The organism is Bradyrhizobium sp. ISRA464 (genome assembly GCF_029910095.1).
Taxonomy (GTDB): Bacteria; Pseudomonadota; Alphaproteobacteria; order Rhizobiales; family Xanthobacteraceae; genus Bradyrhizobium.
This window is the reverse complement of sequence record NZ_CP094526.1, coordinates 8,378,283-8,403,960: the sequence shown is the minus strand read 5'-3', so window position 1 is coordinate 8,403,960 and position 25,678 is coordinate 8,378,283. Positions and strand designations below refer to the sequence as shown.

The window sequence follows — 25,678 nt, the reverse complement described above, 5'->3', positions numbered from 1 at the left end:
ACTCGGTGGAGCCACTCCGCATCCATATCCTTCCGGGGGGTGGCTATAATTTAGATAACAATTTCAATAACATAAGGGTTCGTAGTTTTGTTCTGAATGGCGCGCCATCTCTCTTGGAGAGATCGGCCTTTTTCTTTCCATGATAGTTTTGAAGTTTATACCTTTGAGCTATCAAATGGCGCGAACTGCAAGGCGGTCAACGCCCGACTCGCCGGCCTTTATCAGCGACGCGCGAGACGCCGGAGAACGTCACCACACGACCCGGAAACCGCCAGCTCCCTTGTAGCTGTGGCTGTCGCCCGCAGGGCTGAGGCTCGTATTGTAGGAGACCTCGCCATAAACCGCGTAGCGGCCGTCCGCCCAGCTATAGGTGCCACCGGCGCCTATGCTGCCCCACAGCCGATCATTGGCATTCGCAAGGCTCGCGCCGGAGACGTTGACCACCGCGCCATCGAGGAACTCGTAGTGCAGGTTGGCGATCCCGTACACGTCCGAGCGGGTGAGCCGGCCGGCCTCGTCGCGCCACGTCCGTTGATGATCGAGCGAGAGGCCGACGCGACCCAGGAGACTGTCGCCGCGGCCGAGCGACACCCGCGCGCCGAAGCGATCGAAGAACGTATCGAAGTTCACGGCCGAATAGACGAGCTGCGCCTGGGGAGTCAGCGAGAAACCATTGGCCACACCGAAACGGCGACCGCCTTCGACGCCGAACGCATAGCCGAAACCATCGTTGCCGTGGGCCATGGTGCCGGTCAGCGCCGAGGTCAGATTGGCGTTGTACCAGGTGGTCTGCGCCTGACTGTCGACGTAGAAGCCGCTGTCACCATACCACGTCAACGTCGCACCGGTGCTGTAACCATCGGCGCGGATCTTTCCATTGCCGAAGACCGAAGCGACGTCCGCCGCCACCGTGCCGTACTGCGCGGTGAGCCCGACGATCAACTTGCCCTTGTCGTTCTCCAGCGCCAGTCCGTCGATGCCGGTCTGCACCTTGAGCTGATCGGCCTGATAGGTTGAGCCGCTGGTGGTGGAGGGCTGCATCGTCGCGTGCCGGCCCTCGACGCGAGCCCAGACCGGCGACTCCGGCGCGGCGCCGTCCAATTGAGCATAGGCCATGCCGGCGCGCGCGGTGGCGTCGCTGCCGCCCCGGTAGCGGTTGCCAACGCGCTGTTGCAAGGTCGGCAGCTCGTTGAGCCCCAGCAGGACCTGCGCATAGGACTCATAGAGCGGAACGCCCGGCTGGTAGAGCGGCCCCGGCGGCGCGGCTGGCGGAGGCGGCGGGGGCACGGTGGTCGGCGGCGGATTGGCAAGGCTCGATTTCAGATACCAGTCGCCGTTGGTATCGTTCTTCTGCAGGTGTAGGCGTAGGCGCCACCGATCACCGCCTGCTGTCCCTGGATCATGTAATCGCCGAGCAGAGCGAACGCGCCGTTCGAGGCGCCGGCAACGTCGATGATCTTGATGCCTTCAGTCGTCGGCGCGCCAAGCCCGCCGACATTGGTCACCTTGACGGAGCCCGTGCCCGCGGTGCTCCCGTTTACGACAAGCCTGTCCGTCACCGATGCGTCATTACCGAGCGCGGTATTGAAAGCAAGCAGGCCGCCATTGCCGACGTAGTCGCCGGTCACAGTCAATGTCGTGCCCGGCGCTCCGCTCAGCTTGACCGTCCCGGCGTTGCTCAAGCTCGCGATCGTCTGGTCCCGACCGTTGAGATCGAGCGTGGCGCCGCCCAGAACCGAAAAGGCAGAGACCGCACTGAATACGTTGGCAGCCCCCGCCTGCAGCGTGCCGCCGGCCACCGTGGTGCTGCCCGTATTCGTGGCGGCGCCGTTGAGGAGCAGCACGCCGCCGCCGTCCTTCACCACGTTGCCGGCCCCGGAGACCGTGCCGTTCAAGGTCAACGTGGTGCCGGAATCGGTCAGAAAGGTGCCGCGTGTCGGAACGACGACGTGACGGCCACTGGTGATATTGGCCGTGGTCTGCAGTACGCCCGTATCGAGCGTAAGCCCGGTGCCCGCGGCGCCGAGATTGGCATCGCTGGAGATCGCGAGCGTGGCGCCGTTGATCGCGGTCCCGCCGGTGTAGGTGTTGATCCCGTTCAGCACCAGCTTGCCGAGATCGGTCTTCACAAGCTGCGTGTTGCCGCTCAGCACGTTATCGATCGTCGCAACGAAGCTCGCACCCGCAAGGGTGCCATCTCCCACCCGGATGACCGACGTGGGGGAGCCAACCAGCGCGATCTCGCCGCCGAGGAGATGATAGCCGTTCGAAGCGAACTGCATGCCGGTGGCCGTGACCTGGCCCAGGCTGTTGTCCACGGTCACCGTGCCCGGCATTGCCGAGAAGATCGCAAACGAGCCGTTCGCATACGGCGCATTGACGACGCCGCTGATGTCCGTCCAGTTGTTATCGACACCGGCGGTGTGCCACACGCCATCACCGCCGTTCACGGCACTGTCGTTCTTCGGGCCTGCGTTGCCGTCCCAGAAGTTCAGCGTCAAGCCGCCGGTGTTGACGAGATTGACCTGCTTGTCGATCGAGGTCTGAACGAAATAATCCGGCGACGGGATGGTGCCGGTCTGAAGTGTGTTGTTGGTCAGCGTGCCCGCATAGTTGATCACGCGATAGACGCCCGGATCAAAACTGCCGCCGGGTGAGGCGGAGACATTGATTGTGCCGGCGAGCGTCAGGTTGCCATTGACCTGGGTGAGGTCATTCAAGGGGCCGCCTGGCGTGTTGGCTTTGCCAAAGTTGTAGTTGAGGATCGATCCGCCGCTTAGCAACAAATCCTTCTGGATCGTGAGCGCGCCCGGGCTGCTGCCGAGATTGCCGGGCGAAAGGATGCCGCCGTTCGCAATGGCGACGCTGCCGCCGACGATGCCGGTGCCGCCGAGCGTGCCGCCGCTGGCAACCGAGGTCGGCCCCGTGGCCGCGGACTGGTCGCCGTTGACGATCAAACTGCCTGCGCTGACCGTTGTTGCGCCTGTATAGGTATTGTTGCCGGTCAGCACCGTCGCGCCGCTGCCGAGCTGGTTCACCGAGCCGGAGCCCGAGATCAGGCCCCCGAAGCTGAGTGTATCGGAGCGAGCGAACGCCAGAACGCTGTTGTTGAGCACATTGCCGATGATCGACCCTGTCGTACCGCCGTTGCCGAGCTGCAGCGTGCCGGCCGAAATGGTCGTGCCACCGGTATAGGTGTTGTCGCCCGTGAGAATGAGGTTGCCGGCGCCGGTCTTGGTGAGGCCGCCCGCGCCCGTGATCGTGCCCGAAGCCGTCAGGTCGGCGTCGGTCTGGAAGGTGCCGCCGGCGGTGTCCAGCGTGACGTTGCGCGCGGTGGTGAAGGCCGCCGTGTTCTCCAGCGTGCCGCCGTTGAAGGTCAGGACTCCCGTGGCCGCACCGAGATTGTTGTCGGCCGAGACCTGCAAGGTCCCGCCGTCGATCGCTGTGCCGCCCGTGTAGCTGTTGTTCCCCGTCAGCACCCATCTGCCAGCACCTGCCTTGATGAGGGAGGATGAACCGCCGCTGTCGCCCAGAACGGCGGCCAGCGTGTTGGTTGCGGTATTACTACCGGTCAGGGTGAGGACGCGAGGGCCCGGACCACTGAAAGCAATCGCCGCCGTGTTCGTAAAGTTCAGTGCGCCGGAACCAGACGCATCAATGGTGCCGCCACCGGTGCCCAGCGTGAACTGGCGGTTGGTACTGGCCCCGACGCCGGTGTACTGCAGAGCACCGCCGTTAAAGACCAAATTGGTCGCCGCGTTGGTGGACTGTCCGATGTTGCTGGCGACTCCACCATTCGCGAGGTTCGATACGCTAAGCACGCCGCCGTTGAGCACGGTGCGGCCGGTATAGATGTTGGCGAAAGCCAGTATGGCCGTGCCAGGACCTGTTTTCGTGACACTTCCCCCATTCCACAACCGTGAACTGACCAGCAGACTGCTCGAGGCATCCGCAGTGTTCAGTATGAGCCCTGGATCGTTCAGGTTTATATTGAGGCCGACACCTGTAGAACTGATCACCCGATCTTGAGCACCACCTGTCGCCACGATCGTCAGGGGCCCCGCGTTCGACACTACCACGCCGCCGAAATTGCCGGTTCCCGTAAAATCCACTGTCCCGCCGCCTGCCCGATCGAACGTAATCGTCCCGTGAATGTCTTCACGGTTCTGCGCATTGACGACCAAGGTCGATGGCCCGTTCACAAAGAACGCCGTCGATTGGATGGCGGAAGCTATGTTCGGCGAGGCGAAAGTAAGCGTCGCGCCGTTGGTGATCGTGGTAGATCCGGTATAGGAAATGGCGCCGAGGGACGACAATGTGACTGAACCGCCGAGAACAGTGAGGTTCGAGCCGGAGATGGTCGAGCCGATGGTTGAGCCGATACCGTTGCTTGCGCTCGCGATAGTGAGTCCGCTGCCAGCAATGGCCAGCGTACCGCCGGTGATCGTATAGCCGTTGGTGTTGAAGGTCGCGCCTCCAACAGCGACCGTACCGCTCACGGTCACAGTACCCGCGGCTCCGCCAAATACGGCGGTTGCTCCGCTGGCCCACGGCACGGCGGTCGAGCCGTTGAACCAATCGACAGTGGTATTATCCCACGCGCCGGAACCGCCGGCGCCGGCGGAGCCGAAACTCAGGGTCTGTGCGTCGACGGATGTAGATGTAAATGCCGTGGCGGACAGCAGCATCGCTGCGAGGACCGCCAAGATGCGGTCGCCAGCCGCAGCGTCGATCGCCTTCCTGGCGGTGGCCGGAATACGAAACGTAACATCCTGCATCTGGCAGCGTCCCGCCTTCAAATATGTATTGATCACTCGCCCAGCACATTGCGAGGGTTTATCGGCCGGTTGCCTGACCAGGCTCCTCGCGGTTGTAGAATCTATATCTCACAACGTACTCGGGAGTATTTGAAAGTGCAGGGGCAATGGTTGGCGCGGCCGCAGACGACTGCATGGTGTGCCCACCGCGCAACACTGGAGGTCGCCCGGCTAGCGGCAAATCGGCCCGGTTCGGCGCATCTGACCAGATATGCGGCTCCAGGCGAAGCGAACGCCTAGCACCGCTAACTCCGCGCCATAGGAATTCCTCAGGCAGAGGGCAGCAGAAGCAGAAAATTCGTCCGACAATCCAGCTTCGATTATTCGTCTCGACGCTTTTGACGGGCGCGCTGGCAGCGATTGAGACCTTCCTGGTCAAACTCCCTGACCGGTCGCGCCTCTGGCTTCTTCTGCCTGTACCGGCGCTGTTCATGTGGTTTTCGAAATATCGGCCACCAATGAGGGATCACAGGCTCTGGCGCCGAGTTCTGACAACAGAAACTGAGAAGGAGCAAGACATATGACAGATTTCGTGCACTTGTTTCCAAGGCGGGCCGTTCCGCCTCTTCGCGTTGACCTCGCGAGCGGCGGCACCTTCGATCTTGCACGCGAGAAGCCTGAGCATTTCACGCTGCTCGTGTTCTATCGCGGCCTTCACTGCCCGATTTGCAAGACCCAGCTGAGGGAACTGGAATCGAAGCTCGAGGAGTTCGACAAGCGCGGCATTGCGGTGGTGGCCGTATCGTCCGATACGAAGGAGCGGGCCACGCAGACCAGGGACGACTGGGGATTGACGCGGTTGCGCATCGGCTATGGCCTCGATCTGGCGGCTGCACGCCGTTGGGGATTATTCATTTCCTCAGGGCGCGGCATGACCTCGACCGGGGTCGAGGAGCCGGCGCGCTTCTCGGAGCCGGCGCTCTATCTGATACGGCCGGACGGCACGCTCTACTTCGGCAGCGTCCAGACCATGCCGTTCGCGCGCCCGCACTTCGCCGACATTCTCGCCGCAATCGACTATGTCCTGAAGAACAACTACCCGGCGCGCGGTGAAGTCATGGACCTGTCGGAAGCGGCCCCGGCGGCGTGACGCGACGCAGCGGCACTCCGCGAAACGCGCGCGATGGGCGTGATCGCGCCGGGCAAAGCTGAAAAATGGGCCATGAGAATTGCGATCGCGTCATTGTTGCTGGCGATAGCGTCCCAATTGGCGGCGGCCGTGGGGACCATGCCTGCTGCTGCCCAGACATTGACTGAATTCGGTCTACCGACTCCCGCCAGCCGTCCCTCCGCGATCACGACTGGGCCAGACGGCGCGCTGTGGTTCACCGAGGCTGGGGGCAAGATTGGGCGGATCACGGCTCGCGAGGGCCTCACCGAATTCCCGATCAAGGGCGGCGGCATTGTGCATTCCATCATAACGGGACCCGACGGCGCTCTGTGGTTCACTGAGTTCACGTCAAATAAGATCGGGCGCATTCCGGCGAACGCCACGGCTGAAAACTTACAACTGATCGAATTTGCGGTCCCTGGGCCCCTGGGCATCACGACCGGGCCAGATGGCGCCTTGTGGTTCACCGAAGGGGTTGCAGGCAAAATCGGGCGGATCACAACTATCGGCACGGTCACCGAATTCGCGGCCCCCACAGCCAAGGGTGGAGAGATCACGACTGGACCAGATGGCGCACTGTGGTTCACAGGTGTTCGTGGCAAAATTGGACGGGTTACGACCGCGGGCGCGGTCACCGAATTCACGATCCCGCCGGAGGATAGTAGCCCGGGGGGTATTACCACTGGACCAGACGGCGCGCTGTGGCTCACCGAACCGGTTAGTGGCAAAATCGTGCGAATGACCGTCGATGGCAAGATTACTGAATTCGCTCTCCCCAATTCCGATGCCCAGCCGTGGGGTATCACGAGGGGACCAGACGGTGCCCTGTGGTTTACCGAAGCCAGTTGCGTTCGCCAGCCGGGCCCACGCTGCGCCATTGGCAACAAAATCGGCCGCATCACGACCACCGGTTCAGTCACTGAATTTGCTGTGCCATCGGATGGTAGCGGACCTCACAGCATAACGACTGGGCCGGACGGCGCGCTGTGGTTCACTGAGTATTATGGCGGCAGGGTCGGACGCTTGGTGCTTCCTCAAGGCCCTCGGGCGCGACATGTTGAATGAAGTCACGGAGCCGTAGAACGACGATCGAAAAAATCTGGTGTCAGGTCACGGTCGCCTGAGCACCCGTAGCGCTTGCGGCTGCTGCTGCGGGAGGCGAGGGATCAGGTGTCGCTTGCGACAGGAGGCCAACGACAGGACGCACCGCGTCGGGAAAAATGATCCCGACGCCGGTGATTGAGATCACGGGGAGCGCAATCGATGCCCAGAAACCTGCCGTGTTATGAACGTCGACAACGAATCGAAGAAGCGAAACGCCCTTGCGCACCGATATCGATCGCCAAAACCGGCCCTGCCTCGGCCACCACACATATAAGCGGCCAGATCAACTCAAAAATCTGTCGTGAGCGACACCAGCACGGTCCGCGGAGCGCCTTGCGACAATCCGGAAAAGCTCGACACACCGGACCAATAGTTGGTGTCGAACACGTTCTGGACCAAGGCGCGCAGCGTGACCGGCCTGCCGTCGATCCTTGTGCTGTAGCGGGCACCAAGGTCGAGCCTCGTCCAGGCCGGAATGCTCTGAGTGTTTGTCGCATCGATATATTGAGAGCCCGTATAGACGGTGCTTGCGACCAGCGTCAGTCCGGGCACGAAGGGGGTATCCCATTCGGTGCTCAAGTTGGCTTGCACGTGAGGCACGCCGATCGGCGTCTTGCCGAGAGCGGCGGGGATGTTCGTCTTTGTCAGCTCAGCATCGATCAGCGTCACGCCGCCGAGCACGCGAATGCCGGGTTGCACCTCGCCAAACACATTGAATTCCAAGCCGCGATTGCGCTGTTCACCGTCGGTCCGAAAAATCTTGTCCGCGCCAAGTTGCCCCGAGGGTTTGGTGATCTCAAATGCACTGATCGTAGTAGCCAGCATGCCGAAGTCGATTTTGACGCCTGCTTCCTGCTGCTTGCTGATGTAAGGCGAAAGGACCTCTCCGGCATTGCTCGCGGTCATCGGTGCGATGTCGCCCTTGCTGAGCCCTTCGATATAGTTCGCGTAGAATGCGATGTTGTTCCATGGCTTGATGACGAGGCCGACCATCGGCGTGAGGGCGGCCTGGTCATAGGAGGCGGTGACGGCGCCGGTGGTCGTGTTGAAGTTATTCGATCTGACTCCCTGTTGCCGCACGCCGACGGTCAGCTGCAGCCGTTCCTGCAGAATTGACAAGGTGTCGGCCAGCGCAAGACCGGTCAATTCGGTATCCGACAGTTTCGGCACAGTTGCGGGAGCCGGAACGAACTGCTCGGGACGAGTGATCGGTGCATAGATGTTCGACAGGACCGGGGTGCCGGACGTGGAGCCTCGCGACAACTGATCGGTGTAGTAACTTCCCTGGAAAGTGACAGTGTGACTGATCGCGGCAGTGTCGAACCGGGCGCGCAGGCCGGCGTCGGCGACATTTCTTTCGATGTCGAACTTGAAATGACCTGGCGTTGAAGTCGTGTCGCCGGCCGAATTCAGGATTGTCGGGGTACCAAAGAGACGATCGACCTGTGTTCTGCCCCCACCGGCGTCAGCGAACACCGTCACGGCTTCCGTCACATCGTATTCGGTGCGTGCCAGCAGCGATTTGTCATGGATTTTGGACCATTCCCATGGCTGTGTGACATTGCGCCTGCCATCGGGCGCTGATGGGACTGCTATGCCTGTAGCGACCAGAAACGGGCGAGTCGGGGCGTCGAATTTTTCCTCCTGGTCAATGAAGTCGAGCGAAGCCCTGAACCTGTTGCCGCGATAATCGAAGGCCGCGGCACCGACATGCGCCTCCCGGCCCTGGTTGTCCAGCGGCGTATCGCCATTGTGATAGCTGCCGTTGAATCGAACTCCGAATTCACGATTCTCACCGAACCGCCGGCTCACATCAAGGTGCCCGCCGAGCTGCGTTCTTGTCGCGTAGTCGGTCGTAATCCGTGTGAGATCGACATCGGAGGCACGCTTCGGAACGATGTTGATGGTGCCCCCGACGCTGCTGTTCGGCGCCATGCCGTACAGCAGCGCAGTCGGGCCCTTGATGACCTCGATGCGTTCGACGTAATCGGTGAACACGCGATAATTGGGTGCGACACCATAGACACCGTTGAAGGCAATTTCTCCGAGATTTCCTTCGCCGATCGGAAAGCCGCGGATGAAGAAAGAGTCGACAATGCCGCCGGTCTGACCCGTGAAACGGATCGAAGGGTCGTTGCTCACGACGTCGGCCACCGTGCTTGCCTGTTGGTCTTCAATCTTCTTCGCCGTGTAGCTGGTGATGTTGAACGGCGTATCCATGAAGTCCCTGTTGCCCAGCAAGCCAACTTGTCCTCCACGGGCCACCTGCCCGCCTGGATAAGACTGTGGCAGCGCGCCTGGCCTCGACGCGGTGGGCGTCAATTCCGCCTGCATCTTGCTCCGCTCGCTCGCCGGCACGCCTCCGCGGACCACCCTTCGGCCCGGGTTGGATCGCGGACGTGCTCTATGCTTCGGCACGTCTGCGGTGACGGTCACTGCCGGCAACGTTGTGCTCTGCTCATTCACTGGCACGGCGCCTTGCGCGTTGGCGCGATGCAGAAAGCCCTCGCTGAACAAGGCGATGAAGGCGATAGGTGCCGCGAAAGCTGTCGGCCTGGAGAATGTCGGGAGTGATTTGACGGTAGAGGCAAGACCGGCAACAGGGCGACAAGTAACTTTCGGCGGCATCTAGCAACAGCTTTCCGGATTAAGATGCGAAATGAGTGCCGGGCGATTTGCCGTGAAAAAAGCCGACGGTCAACAAAAAATCCCTTTATTTTCAGTAGTTTATAGTAAGACTAAATCTAAACTAACCGCCACACACGACCCCGGATCCCGCCTTGATCCAATGTCGCCCTTCGGGTGATCTGGTCCTGAGTGTTATCCGGTGTGGGATCCGAACGCCGGTCGACGTCCTAAGCGCTTGATTGGTTTCGTATCTGTGGGGGCAATGTTCGGGGGCGATTCACCGCTTCGCCTCCGAGGGCAAAGGTCACATGTTCGAATCGTGTCGGGTGCGCCATTCTCGCAAAGGCGCGGCATCGCGGCTAGCAGGCACCGCCCTGCGCAATCGCTTTCTCAAAGCCGAGTTCACGCGGCTGTGGTATCAATCGAGCGGCGTATCACCCGCTGCACTTCCGCATTCGACAGAAACAAATCGTGGTTGATGATGCCCCAGCCCGCGTCGGAAGCGTCGATCACGCGCACCCCGAGCCGCTCGATGGCAGCCTTCTCGGCGGCGCCGACTCGTGTCATGCCACCAGCGATTTGTCCGGACAGCGCCAACGCGCGATCGTTCGTCGCGGCGATCACGGTGATCTTGCCGGCGAGCGGACCAATGCGGTGGATCGCCGACGAGAACACGTCCATATCGATGTCCGGCGCGGCAAACACAATCGCGCCGATCCTGCCCGCAACGGTGTCACCGTATCGCGCATAGAGCTGACGTAGGCTTTCCAGCGCCAGCATGGTCCCCATGCTGTGCGCGACAATGTGGACGCGGCCGACGCCCGAAGCCGACATGATGGAAGAGAGCACGCGCTCGAAGTCGTCGCGGGACCACATCGCGCTGTCGCGGTCATAGGCGTAGTCGAACAGCCCCCCTTTCGAAGGCCAGGAGAATACCATTGTCCGGCCGCGGAACTTGATTCCATCGGAGAGGTGCGCGGCATCGAGCGCCGCCGTCTCGAATGTTTGTTTGAACCCGTGCACGTAGATCAGGACGTCTCCTCCGCCACCGGCCTGCGCAAGAAGATCGCCGACCTCCCCCGACACCGGCTCGACCTGATCAAGACGCCAGTCAGCAAGACCGACTGCGGCAAGCGAGAGGCGGCCGTCGTCCGGCGGCACCAGCCTCGCCCGCGCGACGGTCATCGTCGAAGCCCGCTCTGGTCCGAACCAAGGCTTCGCGCGCCCGCCGTTCACCCGCTTGCGCGTGGTTGTGACGAGCAATGTGGGGTCAACTGAGAGTGACGATGCGTCGAAGCGCGCGCCTGTCGCGGCCAAGCCAGCGCATCCGCCAAGCGCAAGTGCGCCGGTTAAGGACGAAAGTCCGCCCAGGAGCGCGCGGCGGGACACAACAACATCTTGCTGTAGCAAATATGGGACGATCACACGGAACCTTTTGGGAACACCGTCGCTATACGACCAGCCCCTGCAAGTTTCGTGAACGATAATGGCGGCGAGAAATGGGCGGCCGGTCCTACGGACGGCGCGCAAACTCTCGACCCATCGCAGTTCACCGATTGGCTAGATGGCAGGCTCCCCATCATAGCGCGAAGCAGTAGTGCCCATCTTCATCGGCCGTGGCGCGATGTGATTGGTAGGTCTCGTAGAGACCGCCCAAGGTTATTTGAAGCTTATTTCCGAACCGAATGGGCCACACGGAAGCATCATCGGAAGGTGGTTGTTGAACCCGCGAAGTAACCTTCGAGCTCTACGACCGCGCGGCGCTCCCATTCCTCAGCCTGCTTAAGGAGAGAGGGTCGCTGGACCGGGCGGAAGGCTGCGGCCTGGCGACAAAGCGAAGCTATCGCGCGGTAGCGGCGCACGTTCTCCATAACGGCCAGCCCGGTCATGTTTGGAACTCCCCATCCCTTTCCCGGGCGCGAACTTGCGGCAGAACTATTTTTGATCCGTTAGCGGCCAGGGCGGAAAGCGCGCATGGTTGGCAAAACATTGCGACAAGCAGGTTTAGACCGCCGAGCCGATTACTTGCCCATCCGCAGGCCTTTGGTGGTGAAGCGCTGCGTCCTGCCGCCGGGGCGCACGGGCCGGCGTGTGCCGGCGGCCTTGCCGGTGCCGGGCGGCTGGTGGGCGGGCACGAGCTGCTCGGGACGCGAGCCGATCAGATCGGCGCGGCCCATCCCTTTCAGCGCCTCGCGCAGCAGCGGCCAGTTGTCGGGGTCGTGATAGCGCAGGAACGCCTTGTGCAATCGCCGCTGCCGCAGCCCCTTGATCGCTTCGACCTTGTCGCTCGCCCCACGGCGCACGCCACGCAGCGGATTGACGCCGGTGTGATACATCGCCGTCGCGGTCGCCATCGGCGAGGGCAGGAACGTCTGCACCTGATCGGCGCGGTAACGATTCTTCTTGAGCCAGAGCGCGAGGTTCATCATGTCCTCATCGGTGGTGCCCGGATGCGCCGCGATGAAGTACGGGATCAGATAGTATTTCTTGCCGGCCTGCTCGGCAGCGGCGTCGAACATCCGCTTGAAGCGGTTGTAGGCGCCGATGCCCGGCTTCATCATCTTGTCGAGCGGGCCGCGCTCGGTATGCTCGGGCGCGATCTTCAGGTACCCGCCGACGTGATGGGTGACGAGCTCCTTGATATAGGCGGGGCTCTCCACCGCGAGGTCGTAGCGCACGCCGGAGGCGACCATCACCTTCTTGATGCCCTTCACCTCGCGCACCTTGCGATAGAGCCGGATCAGCTCGTCATGCGAGGTGTTGAGGTTCGGGCAGATCTCGGGGAAGACGCAGGACGGCCGCCGGCATGCCGCCTCGATCTTCGGATCTTTGCACGCCATCCGGTACATGTTGGCGGTCGGCCCGCCGATGTCGGAGATCACGCCGGTGAAGCCCGGCGTCTTGTCGCGAATGCGCTCGATCTCGCGCAGGATCGAGCCCTCCGAGCGGTTCTGGATGATGCGGCCCTCATGCTCGGTGATCGAGCAGAAGGTGCAGCCGCCGAAGCAGCCGCGCATGATCGTCACCGAAAACTTGATCATCTCCCACGCGGGGATCTTGGCATCGCCATAGGACGGATGCGGCGCGCGGGCGTAAGGCAGATCGTAGACCGCATCCATCTCGGCCGTCGTCAGCGGGATCGGCGGCGGGTTGAGCCACAGATCGCGGTCGCCGTGGCGCTGCACGAGCGGCCGCGCATTGCCGGGATTGCTCTCCCGGTGCAGCACGCGCGAGGCGCGGGCATAGGCCTCGCGGTCCTGCTCAACCTGCTCACAGGCCGGCAGGCGGATCACAACATCGCCGGGATGGCGCGCCGCGCCCTCGTCGGCAGCGTCGAGATCGTCGGCATGCAGCTCCGTGTAATCGTCGGGCACGCGGCGGAACAGCGCGACGCCCCGGATAGAGTCGAGATCGCGCGGCGCTTCGCCGTTGGCGAGCCGGTGCGCCACTTCGACGACGGCACGCTCGGCGTTACCGTAGAGCAAGAGGTCTGCCTTGGCGTCCGCCAGCACCGAGCGGCGCACCTTGTCGGACCAATAGTCGTAATGCGCGATGCGGCGCAGCGACGCCTCGATGCCGCCGAGCACGATCGGCACGTCCTTGAACGCCTCGCGGCAGCGTTGGGCGTAAACGATGGTGCAGCGATCCGGCCGCCGGCCGCCCTCCGCGGCGGGCGTATAGGCGTCGTCGTGGCGCAGCCGGCGGTCCGCGGTGTAGCGGTTGACCATCGAATCCATGTTGCCGCCGGTGACGCCGAAGAACAGCAGCGGCTTGCCCAGCGCCTTGAACGGCTCGGCCGACTGCCAGTCGGGCTGCGCGATGATGCCGACCCTGAAGCCTTGGGCTTCGAGCAGCCGGCCGATGATCGCCATGCCGAAACTCGGATGGTCGACATAGGCGTCGCCCGTCACCAGCACGATGTCGCAGGCGTCCCAGCCGAGCTTTGTCATCTCGGCACGGCTCATCGGCATGAACGGTGCCGGCTTGCCGGGGTGCGCCCGGTGGCGGGACCAGGAGCTCAGGGGCTTTGCAGTGGCGGCGAGGGTGTCCATGGCGCCCACGCATAGGACTCTGGGGCCGCGAATTCAACCGGCCGGCAGGCCGCCCGGCGTGAGCACAGGGGCCATTGCACCGTCATAGAGGGACAATTCACCCAGCAAATCAAATCGTTACACTCTCGGGACCTTCGCCTTCATTCCGGCCGCTCGTGGGCCGAGGCGTCCGGTCCCCCGCCCTTTCGGCCGAACCGATTCTTCACGCCCTCGCGCCAGCGCTGGAAGGTCACGTAAAGCATCGGCACCAGGAAGATGCCGATCGAGCTTGCGGCGAGCATGCCGCCGAACACGGCCGTGCCGACGGCGCGACGGCTGATCTGGGCAGCGCCGGTCGCGACCACCAGCGGAACCAGGCCCAGGATGAAGGCGATCGACGTCATCATGACCGCGCGGAAGCGCATCTGCGATCCGAGGGCCGCGGCTTCCCGGATCGATAGGCCGGCTTCGCGCTGCTCCTTGGCGAACTCGACGATCAGGATGCCGTTCTTGGCCGCGAGCGCGATCAGCACGACGAGGCCGATCTGGCCGTAGAGATCGAGATTCAGGCCTGTGACCTTGATGGCGAGATAGGAGCCGAACACACCGACCGCGACCGACAGCAGCACGGGAATCGGGATGGTCCAGCTCTCGTACAGCGCGACCAGGAACAGATAGGCGAACAGCACCGCGAGCGCGAGGATGATACCGGTTTGACCTGAGGCCGCCTGCTCCTGATAGGCGGTGCCGGTCCATTCGTAGGAATAGCCGGCCGGCAACGTCGCCTTGGAGATATCGGCCATGGCCGCAATCGCGGTGCCCGACGACACGCCCGCCGCCGGGCCGCCATTCACGGTGACCGAACGATAGTTGTTGTAGCGGGTGATCACCTGCGGCCCGGTGACGATCCGTAAGCTTGCGATCGAACGGATCGGCACCATCTCGCCGCCGCTGTTGCGCACATAGATCTGCCAGATATCGGGGATGTCGGCGCGGTTGGCGGCCTCGCCCTGCACATTGACCTGCCAGGTGCGGCCGAACAGGTTGAAGTTGTTGACGTAGATGCCACCGAGCGTGGCCTGCAGCGCGGTGAAGACGTCGGCCATGTTGAGGCCGAGCGCCTGCGCCTTGGCGCGATCGATGTCGAGATAGATCGACGGATTGGTCGCGGTAAAGGTCGAGAACACGCGGGTCAACCGCGGGTCGCGGTTTGCGGCGCCGATCAATCCCCCCATCACGCTGCCGAGCGCAGCGGGATCCTGCCCCTCAAGTGCTTCAAGCTGGTATTCGAAGCCGCCCGACGTCGAAAGCCCGATGATGGGCGGCAGGTTGAACGGCAGCACGGAAGCCTGACGGATCTGCGAGCCGCCGATGAACGTCTGCCGGATTGCGGCCTGCACCGAGTCGGTCACGGCCTTGCGGTCGGCAAACGGCTTCATGCGAGCGACCATGAAGGCCGAATTGGGCTCGCTGCCGCCGTCGAGCAGCGAAAAGCCGATGATCGACAGCACGTGATCGATTGACGGGTTCTTCTTCAGCAGCGCTTCGACCTGCTTGGTGACCTCGCTGGTACGCGCCACCGATGCGCCGTCGGGCAATTGCACGGCGATGAAGAACGCGCCCTGGTCCTCCTCGGGCAGGAAGCCGGTCGGCGTGATCCGCGACACACCGAAAATGCCGCCCGCGAACACCAGAACGGCGACCAGCGACAGCATCGCCAGACGCAACAGCCGTCGCACCATGCTAGCATAACGGTCGCGCACCCAATCGATGCCGCCAAGCACCCGCCCCATGATGCCGCGGCGCGGTCCGCCATGGCGCAGGAACACGGCGCAGAGCGCCGGCGAGAGCGTGAGCGCATTCAGGGCCGAGATCACCATCGCCGCGCTGATCGTCACCGCGAACTGACGGAACAGCGTTCCGGAGATTCCGGGGATGAAGGCGATCGGCACGAACACCGAGAGCAGCACCAACGAGATCGCGATAATCGGCGCGGTGATCTGCGCCATCGCCTTCTTGGTGGCGTCGGCGGGCGACAGCTCCGGCTCCTCCTCCATGACGCGTTCGACATTCTCCACCACCACGATGGCGTCGTCGACGACGATGCCGATGGCGAGCACCATCGCCAGCAGCGACACCGTATTGGCGGAATAGCCCATCGCCAGCAGGACCGCGAAGGTGCCGATAAGGCTGACCGGAACCGCAACCGCCGGAATCACGGTGGCGCGCAGATTGCCCAGGAACAGGAACACCACGATCACGACGAGCACAAAGGCCTCGCCGAGCGTCTTCATCACTTCCTTGATCGTGTCGGTGACGAAGGTGGTGGAGTCATACTGCACGAGATAGGTCAGGCCCGGCGGAAACCGCTCTGACAGCCTCGCCAGCGTGGCCTGGACGGCCTTCGCAGTCGTCACGGCGTTGGCGCCGGGCGCGAGATAGATGCCCATCGGCACTCCGGGATTGCCGTCGATCCGCGACTCAGAGTCCATGTTCTGCGCGCCGATCTCGACACGGGCAACGTCCCTGATCCGCAGCACCGAACCGTCCGGATTGGCGCGCAGCACGATGTTGCCGAACTGCTCCGACGTCGTCAGCCGCCCCTGCGTCTGTACGTTGAACTGGAACTGCTGATCATTGCTGATCGGGCGCGCGCCGATGCGGCCGACCGGCGCCTGCACGCTCTGCGCCCGGATCGCGGCAATCACGTCCGATGGCGCCAGGTTGAGGCTGGTGAGCCGCTGCGTGTCGAACCAGATCCGCATCGAGTAGTTCAGCTTCGCGAACAGCGACGCCTGCCCGACGCCGGGCGTGCGCGAGATCGCGTCCAGCACGTTGATGATGGCGTAGTTGGTGATGAACAGCGGATCCTGCTGGCCGCTCTTGCTGTACAGCACGATGAACTGCAGCACGGCCGAGGATTTCTTCTGCACGGTCAGGCCCTGCGCCTGCACCTCGGTCGGCAGTTGCGCAAGTGCGCTCTGCACGCGGTTGTTGACGTTGACCGTGTTGATGTCCGGATTGGTGCCGAGCGCGAACGATACCGTCAGCGTGTAGCTGCCGTCATTGCCGCTGGTCGACTTCATGTAGAGCATCTTGTCGACGCCGACGACTTGCGCTTCCAGCGGCTGAGCGACGCTCGATTCCACCACGTCGGCGGAAGCTCCGGGAAACACTGCCGAGACCGTGACCTGCGGCGGCACGATGTCGGGGAACTGGGCGACGGGGATCTGCAGCAGCGCCAGCGCGCCTGCGATCGTGATCACGAACGCAATGACGATCGCGAGCCGCGGACGATCGACGAAGACCGTGGAAATCATGGGTTGGCGCCCGACTTCGAGCCGCCGGCCCCGCCACTGTCTTCGGCCGAGACCTTCATGCTCGACTGGATCAACGCGCTGGCCGGCCCTGGCGCGACCGCCTCGCCCGCCCGCACCTTCTGCAGCCCCTCGGCGATCACCTTGTCGCCAAGCGAGACCCCGCTTGTCACCGCCGCGATCGTGGACGTCGATTGCCCGAGCTTGATCCGCCGTTGCTCGGCCTTGTTGTCCGCGCCGACGACATAGACATATTCGCCCTCCTGGTCCGAGAGCACCGCCGAGCGCGGGATCGCGAGCACCTCGACCGGCTGCACGCCCTCCAGCAGGACGGTCACGAACTCGTTGTCGGTGAGCTCGCGCACCGCGCCACCGGTCTCAGTCGACTTGTACAGTGACGGATTCGGGATGGTGCCGCGCAGCGTGATCGTATCGGTATTCTGCGCGATAGTGTTGTTGACGAAATTCAGCTGGCCGACCTTGTCGTAGAGCCGGCCGTCCGGCAGGCGTAGTCGGATGACGACTGCATTGAAGCCGCCGCGCGTCACGTAGCGTGCGCGCAGAGTCAGCGCCTCGCGCACCGGCACCGGGAAGGTGACATACATCGGGTCCTGGCTGACGATCGTTGTCAATGTTCCCGAGCTCGGCGTCACCACGTTGCCTTCGGTCACCGCGGTGCGCCCGATCCTGCCGTCGATCGGCGAATGAATCTCCGTGTAGTCGAGATTGATCTGGGACAGATCAACCTGCGCCTGCGCGGCCTGCACCTGCGCCTCGAGGCTCTGCTGGTTGGCGACGGCGGCATCGTAGGTCGATTGCTGGCCGGCGGGCCCGCCGAGCAGGGCCTTGGCGCGGTCCGTCGTCAGCTTGGCGTTGACCAGCGTCGCCTGCAATTGTGCGACCTGCGCCTTCTTCGACGCCAGGTCGGCCTCGAACGGGCCGCGCTCGAGTTGATAAAGGAGATCGCCGGACTTGACCTCGGCCCCTTCGGCGAAGTTCCGCTTCTCCAGGAATGCGGTGACGCGTGCGACGACATTCACCCGGTTGGTCGCCTCTATTCGTCCCAGAAACTCGCTGGACTCGGTGACGGGACGCTTGACCGCCTCGATCACGCCCACCGCGGGAGGCCCTGGCGGCGCCGTCTGAGCATCAACAGCCGATACCCCCGCAAATACCAATCCCGCCGATACGAGAAGACCTGCCGTTCGACCGCGCATTCTTTCCGTACCATTCATGGTGTCGAACCCTTCGGCTATCGGCGGTTTTCACGAAGCAGAGTTGAGGTCGAGTTCCTTCGGACGCGAAGGTCGGGGATAGGCTGGCTGCGCTGCAGCGGATCATAACGCGCCCAATCCGCATCCGACAATCCTGTAACCCGATTGCCTCGTTCCGCATCTGTGCTCGCGACGCGGCAGCTTCGGTGATCGAACCATGCAGGAATAACAGGGCCAAATAAGACCGCGTTGGCCAGGCCGGCACGTCGAGCGGCACGGGGCTGTCAGCGTGATTGTACTCAAATGCTCGCGAGTTGCTGCTTCGGCTCGGCGCGTTCCCGGCCTCGCAAGCGGCGGCGCTGCATGCGCATGTCAGGATGAGGCTGTCATCAAGGCGTCACGACGACCATACCGAGGTAGCGCCCCCGAGCGGTGTCGGACAACACGGCCGTGGCGCGTTCTTGCGCTTGGCACGGTTTGACGCGCATCGAAGCTGATCTGACGCGGCTACGACGTCTCACAAGGCGATGGCGTTCTTCAGGCGGGATGTCGCTTGATAGGCGGGCGATGCCAGCCGCTCCTGCAGCCACGGCCTGGCGCTCTTGCCGTTCACCTCATGCACGCCATCGAAGATGGTCATGCCGATCAAATTCGCGTGGCCGGACGATGCGTACACCGACTGCATTTCCGCGAACTTCTCGTCTCTCCCATACTCGATCGAGTTTGCGACGTCGCGATTTCCGAGCTCGATGAAGAGCGGACAGGGACAGATCAGGTGCGCCAACACTCTTCCGACATATTTGGCGCGGCTGTTGCTGAAATGGATGTATGTCGCGAGCTCGATGCCGAGATTCTTGCTGAAGATCGGCGACATCAGAAACTTCGTCTCGTCGCGCATATATCCCGAGACGACGGTCGGCCTCATGCGCCCGGTCGCAGCCTCGAGATGAAGCGCCAGAAACGCGCCCCAGGAAACGCCGTAGACGCCGACATTCAGACCGGACAGTCCGGTCAGCTTCCTGCAAACAGTTTCGCCGGCATCGATCGATGCGCACGACACGTTGTGGGCGGAGATGCGGTGCTACGCCAGCATGGCGGCGATGTTGTTCTGGCTTTCCTGATTCCCGATCTGGACGATGTACGGGCACCAGACGACGTAGCCATCCTGGCACAGCTGCTTGCCGATGGCGTTCATGTAGTCCGGATCCGCGTCGACGAAGCACCGCTCCGGCGTGCTAGCCATGCCGTGAGCGAGCAGCATCAATCCCTTGATCTCGCCGTCGGGAATTCCGAGGCATCCCCACACCGGCAATCCGCATTCCAGAGTGAGCTCGACCTTCACGACGGAAAAAGCATCCTGCCTCTTCCGCCAGAGGACGAGCATCGCGTCACTGGAGGCGCGATAGAGACGACGTTGCATGAACAGCGATCTCATCTCCCTTCTAATTTCCGGGCCTGTTGCGCCGGCCCTCAACTTTCCGCTCGCGGCGATGTCGAAGAACGACCGGCAGAACGCGTCATAGCCGAGCGAAGGCAGATCGACGTTTGCACAAGCTCCGCGGCAACGGCCGAGCCCAAGCCCGTCGCTGCCGGCCATCGAGGCCGGCCCGACCAGCGTCATCAACAATCTGGACAGCGCCCTGCGGCTGATCATTGGTCACCTTGCGTCCGCTACAGCATGATCCGGAAAAGTGTGAAGCGGTTTTCCGAAAAGATCATGCTCAAACAGGAAGCCAAAGCGCGATGACGATTCAACGCAATCTCATCGCGCTTTAGCTGGCGTGAGAAGTCGCGGCGACGCAAATTAAAGGATGTTCATGGTCGAACGCGCCGAAGCGGCGTTGCAAAGATGCGACGATTCCAGGCTCGCGCTCGCGTCATTCCTGTCGATTGATTTCTGAACGCTTCAGAACGTTTCAATTCGTCAACAATCTTAATTGCGCTGCGGGTCTAAAGCTGATGCCGCGTGTGGCACGGACCCGCACTCCTCGATCCTGACGTCATGATGCAGATGAGGTGACCGGGCGCTGTCCATCTGTGCTGGCGGCCGCCCGGCGGCTCGCGGCCAAACGAGAACACGCCCCCGGCGCCCCAGCGAAAGTCACGGGCAAGGTCAAAATGACGCAGCAATCCGCGGCGATCGCCGTCATGCCCCCGGAGTCTCACGGACTCCCGCGTCAACCCGAATCGATCTAACGAAATATTTCGGCGGTCGGCGGGTTTATCTGCCAGGCAGCAACGCTTCTGGAACGGCCGATGAAGGGCGACCTGCACGAGCATCTGATCGAACTGGTCTATGAAGCCGCGGTCGTTCCGGAGCTGTGGCCGCAGGTCCTGCATCAGGTCGGCGGCATCGCGCGCGCACGCGGGGTCGTGCTGCTGACGGCGGATCCACACGACATGCGCTGGGTCGCTTCTCCGGACATGCACGACGACACGGTCGCCTATGTCGAGGGCCGCTGGCACGAGCGCAACGGACGGTTGCCGCGCCTGCTGGCGGCTAATCACGCCGGCTTCCTGCGCGACATCGACGTGTTCGCTACGCCCGAAGAGGTGCAGCAGGACCTTCAGATCCGTGAATTCTTCCGCCCGCGCGGGCTCGGATGGGGCGCGGGCACCGCAATCCCGGTGCCGAGCGGCGACGTGCTGATCTACAGCGTCGAGCGCGAATATGATCGCGGGCCGATCGAGCAGGAGGCGATCGACCAGCTCGACGCGCTGCGACCGCATCTGGCGCGCGCAGCGCTGCTGTCGGCGCGGCTCGGCATGGAGCGCGCGCGAGCGGCAACCGTGTCGCTGGCGATGCTCGGGCTGCCCGCGGCGGTGCTGCGGCGCGGTGGCCGGTTGATGACGGCTAATCCGTTGTTCGACCGCCTGGTGCCCGACGTCATGCAGGATCGCGCCGAGCGCCTCACGCTGGCGTCGGCCACCGCGGACGTGCTGTTTGCGCAGGCGCTTGCGGCGCTCGACAACGGGCCGATCAGCGCGGAGGTGCGCTCGGTCCCGATTGCGGCACAGGATGATCGCCCGCCGATGATCGTGCATGTGGTGCCGATCCACGGCGCGGCGCACGACCTCTTCGATCGCGCATCCGCGATCGTGATGGTGACGCCGGTCGTGCCCTCCGAGGTGCCGACGGCGGAGGTGCTGCAGGGCCTGTTCGACCTGACGCCGGCGGAGGCGCGCGTCGCGCGCGGCATCGGCGAAGGGCGTACGGTCGAGGCCATTGCCGGCGCGTTCGGCATCTCGCGCGAAACGGTGCGCAACCAGCTCAAGGCGGTGCTGGCGAAGACCGGGCAGAGGCGACAGGTGGAGCTGGCCGGGCTGCTCGCCGGCGCAAGGATGCCGCCGGGTACGCCTGAACAGTGAGGTCATCGCCGTGCAGAGCGCGGCGCGACCATGACGGTTGATCGAAAGGCTCAGGTGGTGCTCAGGCGCACCCGAAGAAAGCGGGACACGCGGCCGACGGCATCGGCCGTGATGGGATCGTTATCCGCAAAGTCGAAGCCGTGGCCGCGACGAGGGCGAGACTGTCAAGCAGGCTTCGTCGGCTCAGTGTTCGCATCGACACCTCGGTCGCACCGCGCAGTCCACGGCCGCGCCACCAGCTATATCACGTCGCAACACGCGCGCGGTAGAGCGCATGCTCGAATGCCCGACAGGTCGAGAGCGCGCCGACATCCGCAAAGGGCAGGATCTGCATCATGATCACCGCAGCAATGCCGGATGCCGGATCGACCCAATAATAGGTGTTATAGAGGCCGGCCCAGGTCTGGCTGCCGGCCTTGCGGCCGCCTTCGACCGGATCGAGGTTGATCATGTGACCGAGGCTCCAGCGCAACCGAACGCCCGGAAAGAAATCGACGTCGTTCGAGATCGCCGGATTGGTCGTCTTCATCACGCCTGCATCGAGATCGCCGATCTGGTTGGCCGCCATCAGAGCGACCGTCTGCGGCCGCAGGATCGATCGGCCGGCGAAGCTACCGCCGTTCAGGAGCGCCCGCAACAGAGTGAGGTAGTCGGGCGCGGTGGAGCAGATGCCACCGCCGCCCGAGAATGTCCTGGGCACCGTGTGCCTTTCCAGCGGCTGCGGCACCAGCGAACCATTGCCCTGGCGGACATGCAGATGCGCCTCGCGGCCGCGCTGCGGCTCGGCGATCGTGAAGCCGGTATCGTTCATGCCGAGCGGGCGGAGGATATGATCCTGGAAATAGCGATCGAGCGGCAGCCCGCTCGCAATCTCCACCAGCCGGCCGACATGGTCGAGGCCGCCGCCATAGGCCCAGCGGCTGCCCGGATCGAACATCAGCACGCTGCGCGGCAGCGCCGGATCGGATCGCACGGCCTGCTGGTAGCGCACGACGCCGACGTCCCATAGCGGATAGCTGAAGCCCGACGTATGCGACAGCAGTTGGCGCAGCGTGATCGGCCGTCGCGGCGGACGCAGCTGCGGGGTACCCTTGGCGTCGAATCCGGTAAGGACCTGGAGCGAGGCGAGCGCCGGGTCGACACGGGCTGCGGGCTCGTCCAGCTTCAGCCCGCCCCGCTCGACGAGTTGCAGCGCCGCGACCGAGGTCAGCAGCTTGACCATCGAGGCGATGCGAAACACGGTGTCGACGGACATTTTCGCCGCTGCACCCAGCGCGCGGCCGCCGAATGCCCCCTGATAGATCGTGGCCTGGGCGCTGGCGGCCATGGCGACGACACCGGGCACCGCCCCGCGATCGACCTGGGCCCGCAATGCCGCATCGATGTCACGGACTTGCCGCAGGGCGTGGAGCGGCGCCGACCTCGCAAGGGACGCATCTGTCATCGTGCCTGCGGCGGCCATCGCTGCCGTATGCATCACCACGTCGCGCCGACTGAACCGCGCCATCATCCGCGGGCCGCTCTCCTCTGGCCGGACGGTTATGCCGGAGCGGCCGGCCGGAGACAATGGCTGCGGCCGCCAAGGATCGCATGTTCAAACCGCGCCGGGTGCGCTAGTGATAGCGCCCTTCCCAGATCCGTGCGCCCTTCCGGCGCACGTCCAGTCAATGAGTGCATCTGAATGGCTGAAGCCGACCTCGACGCCGTCATCCGGCAAACCGCAAGAGCGCAGACCAAGGCCCTGATGGCGGCCGCCAAGAAACGCCAGGCCGTGTGGGTGGCACGCGCCGCCAAGGCCAAGGACAAGGACACCAAGGCGCACTTCCGCTTCATGGCGAAGAGCACCATGCTGAACGCAACGGCGACCGCCAAGCGGCTGCAGAACTCGGCGGAGAACGCCGCCGACGCCTATGCCCGCGCCATCAAGAAGGCGATGGAGGAGCCGCCGCCGGCGAAGAAGCCCGCGAAGAAGAAAGAGGACGCCTAGAATCGCATCATCACTGAGGCTGCAATGCCCCGTTACGTCGCCCTGCTACGCGCGGTCAATGTCGGCGGCACCGGCAAGCTGCCGATGACCGAATTGAAGGCGATGTGCGTCAACGAGGGGTTCGGCGAGGTCCAGACCTACATCGCCAGCGGCAATGTGGTGTTGTCCTCGAAGCTCGGCGCGGCGAAGGTCAAGGCGGCGCTGGAGAAGCGGCTGCACACCTATGCCGGCAAGCCGGTCGGCGTGGTGGTCCGCAGCGCCGACGAGATCGCCGCCGTGCTGAAGGCCAATCCGTTCCCGAAGGAGCCGCCGAACTACACGGTTGCGATCTTTCTCGACGACCCGCCGGCGAAGGATGCCTTGAAGGACATCAAGGGCCAGCAGGACGAGCAGGTCCGGCTCGGCAAGCGGGAGATCTATGTCGCCTATGGCAGCGGCATGGGCCGCTCGAAGCTGAAGATCCCCGCAGCCGCCAACGGCACCGCGCGCAACATCAACACGATCGCCAAGCTCGCCACGCTGGCGGCGGAGGGTTCATAATCCAGCGGATGTTCTCGTCGACTCTCTGCCACCTCATCCTGATGAACTTGCGAAGCAAGTGTCTCGAAGGATGAGGCCACCGGCCGGGCCTCATGGTTCGCTTGGCGATGCGAAGCATCGTCCAGAGACGGCGCCAAGGCGCCTCCTCACCATGAGGATTGAGGGTGCGGCGGGCCTAGCATTACAGTTGTAATTTTTGCTTGAGATGCGCTTTGCGCGCGTTGGCTTGATGAGCCCTGCGCCAGGATGACCATGCGAGGATGTGGGCATGCGGGATGCGCCGCTGGGCGAGCTTCATGGCGATGCGGCGGATTTCCTGGATCGACCAGCGGATCAAGAACGATGCTTCGGTCGGGGCCGCGGTCGCGTTTTTTTAAGCAATGCTCCGGTGTTGGCCCGATGACGGATGACGGCCATCGTGGCGAAGGCAAGCATGACCAGTGAGACATGGCGATGCCAGCCATGCCAGGAGCGGGTTTCGTTGTGATCAAGACCGAGCTCGTTCTTGGCGGTTTCGAAGCTGTCTTCGATGGCCCAGCGATGGCCTTCCACGGATACCAGCTTCTGCATGGACGTGCCCTTGGGGCACCATGTGGAGAAGAAGGCTAAGCTGTTGTCGGCAATATTGCGGCGGATCAGAAGACCTCGGGTCCATTCCCCGGCAAGGTCGTCGTTGTATTCGCCGGCGTCGAGATCGGCCAGCTCAAGATAGGCCCAGTCGTGCCAGCGCGGACCTTTGGTTCCTTCGCCGGACGGCAGGCGGCGCCAGGCCTTCTTGGGAAGGCTCTGCGCGATCGTAGAGGCAGTGCCGGCGACAGGCTGCTGCTTGCCCCAGGAATAGAACACGTGATTGGAAGCAACCCCCAGAACATAGCCTTTGCCCGCCTTGCGCAGCAGGGTTTCGATCGCTCCCGTGCCATACACGCTGTCCGCTGCTATGAACGAGAACGGCACCTTTGCGGCGATCGCGCGAGCGATCATTTGATGCGCGATCCGGGGCTTCGTCGCAAAGCTCACATCGCTCGGGACATGTGCGGCCTTCAGGCGAGCGGGTTCGTCCGTCCATTCCTTTGGCAGGTAGAGCGCCCGATCGATGAAGGCATGGCCATGCCGCGACACATAGGAGGCAAACACTCCGATCTGGCAATTGGTGATCTTGCCCGCCGAGCCAGTGTACTGGCGCGCGACCCCACACGAGGCCTTGCCCTGTTTCAAAAAGCCGGTCTCATCGATGACCAGAACCGCGTCCTCGTCACCCAGCGTTTCCAGCGCGTACTCACGTACAATATCGCGCAGCGCGTCGGCATCCCACTGCCCCCGACCCAGAATCGCCTGCTGGCGCCACGGGCCTGGATCGCCAGCCGCTTCCGCCCGCATCCAACCCGTCTTGCGCGGCTCGTTGCCCAACAGTCCGTCGAGAAATTGCCCCGCCGAGGCCGCGACCCGCTCTTGCGTAAACAGCGGACGGATGCGTTGCTTGGCATCTCGCAACGACGAAGCCCACAGCGTCAGCGTATCCTCAACCGACGCGCCACCAATCATCAGATCCCGAATCATGGT

General features: G+C 63.5%; 19 protein-coding genes. 5 read left to right on the top strand and 14 right to left on the bottom strand.

Annotation, left to right across the window (positions count from 1 at the left end; genetic code table 11):
- Positions 1 to 249 precede the first annotated feature (249 nt).
- Positions 250 to 1,323, bottom strand: coding sequence for an autotransporter outer membrane beta-barrel domain-containing protein (locus tag MTX19_RS38915; RefSeq protein ID WP_280984643.1), 1,074 nt, complete (start codon positions 1,321 to 1,323; stop codon positions 250 to 252).
- Positions 1,320 to 4,778: an autotransporter-associated beta strand repeat-containing protein gene (locus tag MTX19_RS38910; RefSeq protein WP_280981884.1), complete on the bottom strand. Its 3,459-nt coding sequence runs from the start codon at positions 4,776 to 4,778 to the stop codon at positions 1,320 to 1,322. Before MTX19_RS38910 ends, MTX19_RS38915 begins: the two co-directional genes overlap by 4 nt.
- A gap of 559 nt (positions 4,779 to 5,337) precedes the next feature.
- Here MTX19_RS38910 and MTX19_RS38905 point away from each other — a divergent pair.
- Both MTX19_RS38905 and MTX19_RS38900 read left to right on the top strand, forming a co-directional pair.
- Positions 5,338 to 5,907 carry a peroxiredoxin-like family protein gene (locus tag MTX19_RS38905; protein ID WP_280981883.1) on the top strand — a complete coding sequence of 190 codons (570 nt, stop codon included), beginning with the start codon at positions 5,338 to 5,340 and terminating at the stop codon, positions 5,905 to 5,907.
- 33 nt (positions 5,908 to 5,940) lie between these two features.
- On the top strand, positions 5,941 to 6,993 hold the full coding sequence (locus MTX19_RS38900; protein ID WP_280981882.1) for a hypothetical protein: 1,053 nt from the start codon (positions 5,941 to 5,943) through the stop codon (positions 6,991 to 6,993).
- A 40-nt stretch (positions 6,994 to 7,033) separates the two neighbouring features.
- Here MTX19_RS38900 and MTX19_RS38895 read toward each other — a convergent pair whose 3' ends face one another.
- The 9 genes from MTX19_RS38895 to MTX19_RS38855 all read right to left on the bottom strand — a co-directional run bounded on the left by MTX19_RS38895 (position 7,034) and on the right by MTX19_RS38855 (position 19,819).
- Positions 7,034 to 7,300 carry a PepSY domain-containing protein gene (locus MTX19_RS38895; protein ID WP_280981881.1) on the bottom strand — a complete coding sequence of 89 codons (267 nt, stop codon included), beginning with the start codon at positions 7,298 to 7,300 and terminating at the stop codon, positions 7,034 to 7,036.
- 20 nt (positions 7,301 to 7,320) lie between these two features.
- Positions 7,321 to 9,366 (bottom strand): TonB-dependent receptor, encoded by a 2,046-nt coding sequence (locus tag MTX19_RS38890; protein WP_280984642.1) that lies wholly within the window; start codon positions 9,364 to 9,366, stop codon positions 7,321 to 7,323.
- Between the two features lie 696 nt (positions 9,367 to 10,062).
- On the bottom strand, positions 10,063 to 11,085 hold the full coding sequence (locus MTX19_RS38885) for an alpha/beta fold hydrolase (protein WP_280981880.1): 1,023 nt from the start codon (positions 11,083 to 11,085) through the stop codon (positions 10,063 to 10,065).
- A gap of 278 nt (positions 11,086 to 11,363) precedes the next feature.
- Entirely contained in the window at positions 11,364 to 11,549 is a 186-nt protein-coding gene (locus tag MTX19_RS38880) for a hypothetical protein (RefSeq protein ID WP_280981879.1), read from the bottom strand.
- Between the two features lie 132 nt (positions 11,550 to 11,681).
- Positions 11,682 to 13,712, bottom strand: coding sequence for a YgiQ family radical SAM protein (locus tag MTX19_RS38875; RefSeq protein ID WP_280985775.1), 2,031 nt, complete (start codon positions 13,710 to 13,712; stop codon positions 11,682 to 11,684).
- A gap of 140 nt (positions 13,713 to 13,852) precedes the next feature.
- Positions 13,853 to 17,011 (bottom strand): multidrug efflux RND transporter permease subunit, encoded by a 3,159-nt coding sequence (locus MTX19_RS38870; protein WP_280981878.1) that lies wholly within the window; start codon positions 17,009 to 17,011, stop codon positions 13,853 to 13,855.
- Entirely contained in the window at positions 17,008 to 18,243 is a 1,236-nt protein-coding gene (locus MTX19_RS38865) for an efflux RND transporter periplasmic adaptor subunit (protein ID WP_280981877.1), read from the bottom strand. The genes MTX19_RS38870 and MTX19_RS38865 overlap by 4 nt, the downstream gene beginning before the upstream one ends.
- 496 nt (positions 18,244 to 18,739) lie before the next feature.
- Entirely contained in the window at positions 18,740 to 19,282 is a 543-nt protein-coding gene (locus tag MTX19_RS38860; protein WP_280981876.1) for a hypothetical protein, read from the bottom strand.
- 21 nt (positions 19,283 to 19,303) lie between these two features.
- Entirely contained in the window at positions 19,304 to 19,819 is a 516-nt protein-coding gene (locus MTX19_RS38855) for a hypothetical protein (protein WP_280985773.1), read from the bottom strand.
- Positions 19,820 to 20,478: 659 nt separating this feature from the next.
- On the opposite strand from MTX19_RS38855, the gene MTX19_RS38850 reads away from it, so the two are divergent.
- On the top strand, positions 20,479 to 21,591 hold the full coding sequence (locus MTX19_RS38850; RefSeq protein ID WP_280981874.1) for a helix-turn-helix transcriptional regulator: 1,113 nt from the start codon (positions 20,479 to 20,481) through the stop codon (positions 21,589 to 21,591).
- Between the two features lie 244 nt (positions 21,592 to 21,835).
- Here MTX19_RS38850 and MTX19_RS38845 read toward each other — a convergent pair whose 3' ends face one another.
- Positions 21,836 to 23,098 (bottom strand): serine hydrolase domain-containing protein, encoded by a 1,263-nt coding sequence (locus MTX19_RS38845; RefSeq protein ID WP_280981873.1) that lies wholly within the window; start codon positions 23,096 to 23,098, stop codon positions 21,836 to 21,838.
- Between the two features lie 174 nt (positions 23,099 to 23,272).
- On the opposite strand from MTX19_RS38845, the gene MTX19_RS38840 reads away from it, so the two are divergent.
- Both MTX19_RS38840 and MTX19_RS38835 read left to right on the top strand, forming a co-directional pair.
- On the top strand, positions 23,273 to 23,578 hold the full coding sequence (locus MTX19_RS38840; protein ID WP_280974576.1) for a hypothetical protein: 306 nt from the start codon (positions 23,273 to 23,275) through the stop codon (positions 23,576 to 23,578).
- Positions 23,579 to 23,602: 24 nt separating this feature from the next.
- On the top strand, positions 23,603 to 24,118 hold the full coding sequence (locus MTX19_RS38835; RefSeq protein WP_280981872.1) for a DUF1697 domain-containing protein: 516 nt from the start codon (positions 23,603 to 23,605) through the stop codon (positions 24,116 to 24,118).
- A gap of 181 nt (positions 24,119 to 24,299) precedes the next feature.
- Here MTX19_RS38835 and MTX19_RS38830 read toward each other — a convergent pair whose 3' ends face one another.
- Both MTX19_RS38830 and MTX19_RS38825 read right to left on the bottom strand, forming a co-directional pair.
- A complete protein-coding gene (locus MTX19_RS38830; RefSeq protein WP_280978692.1) occupies positions 24,300 to 24,455 on the bottom strand; it encodes a hypothetical protein in 156 nt (51 codons plus the stop codon).
- Positions 24,452 to 25,675 carry an IS701 family transposase gene (locus tag MTX19_RS38825; protein ID WP_280984181.1) on the bottom strand — a complete coding sequence of 408 codons (1,224 nt, stop codon included), beginning with the start codon at positions 25,673 to 25,675 and terminating at the stop codon, positions 24,452 to 24,454. The genes MTX19_RS38830 and MTX19_RS38825 overlap by 4 nt, the downstream gene beginning before the upstream one ends.
- Positions 25,676 to 25,678 lie beyond the last annotated feature (3 nt).

Coding starts and splice junctions, on each gene's coding strand:
- MTX19_RS38845 (WP_280981873.1), bottom strand. CDS start 23,098: ATGGCGCGGTTCAGTCGGCGCGACGTGGTGATGCATACGGCAGCGATG.
- MTX19_RS38910 (WP_280981884.1), bottom strand. CDS start 4,778: ATGCAGGATGTTACGTTTCGTATTCCGGCCACCGCCAGGAAGGCGATC.
- MTX19_RS38890 (WP_280984642.1), bottom strand. CDS start 9,366: ATGCAGGCGGAATTGACGCCCACCGCGTCGAGGCCAGGCGCGCTGCCA.
- MTX19_RS38825 (WP_280984181.1), bottom strand. CDS start 25,675: ATGATTCGGGATCTGATGATTGGTGGCGCGTCGGTTGAGGATACGCTG.
- MTX19_RS38835 (WP_280981872.1), top strand. CDS start 23,603: ATGCCCCGTTACGTCGCCCTGCTACGCGCGGTCAATGTCGGCGGCACC.
- MTX19_RS38905 (WP_280981883.1), top strand. CDS start 5,338: ATGACAGATTTCGTGCACTTGTTTCCAAGGCGGGCCGTTCCGCCTCTT.
- MTX19_RS38880 (WP_280981879.1), bottom strand. CDS start 11,549: ATGACCGGGCTGGCCGTTATGGAGAACGTGCGCCGCTACCGCGCGATA.
- MTX19_RS38840 (WP_280974576.1), top strand. CDS start 23,273: ATGGCTGAAGCCGACCTCGACGCCGTCATCCGGCAAACCGCAAGAGCG.
- MTX19_RS38900 (WP_280981882.1), top strand. CDS start 5,941: ATGGGCGTGATCGCGCCGGGCAAAGCTGAAAAATGGGCCATGAGAATT.
- MTX19_RS38855 (WP_280985773.1), bottom strand. CDS start 19,819: ATGGCCGGCAGCGACGGGCTTGGGCTCGGCCGTTGCCGCGGAGCTTGT.
- MTX19_RS38850 (WP_280981874.1), top strand. CDS start 20,479: ATGAAGGGCGACCTGCACGAGCATCTGATCGAACTGGTCTATGAAGCC.
- MTX19_RS38870 (WP_280981878.1), bottom strand. CDS start 17,011: ATGATTTCCACGGTCTTCGTCGATCGTCCGCGGCTCGCGATCGTCATT.
- MTX19_RS38865 (WP_280981877.1), bottom strand. CDS start 18,243: ATGAATGGTACGGAAAGAATGCGCGGTCGAACGGCAGGTCTTCTCGTA.
- MTX19_RS38875 (WP_280985775.1), bottom strand. CDS start 13,712: ATGGACACCCTCGCCGCCACTGCAAAGCCCCTGAGCTCCTGGTCCCGC.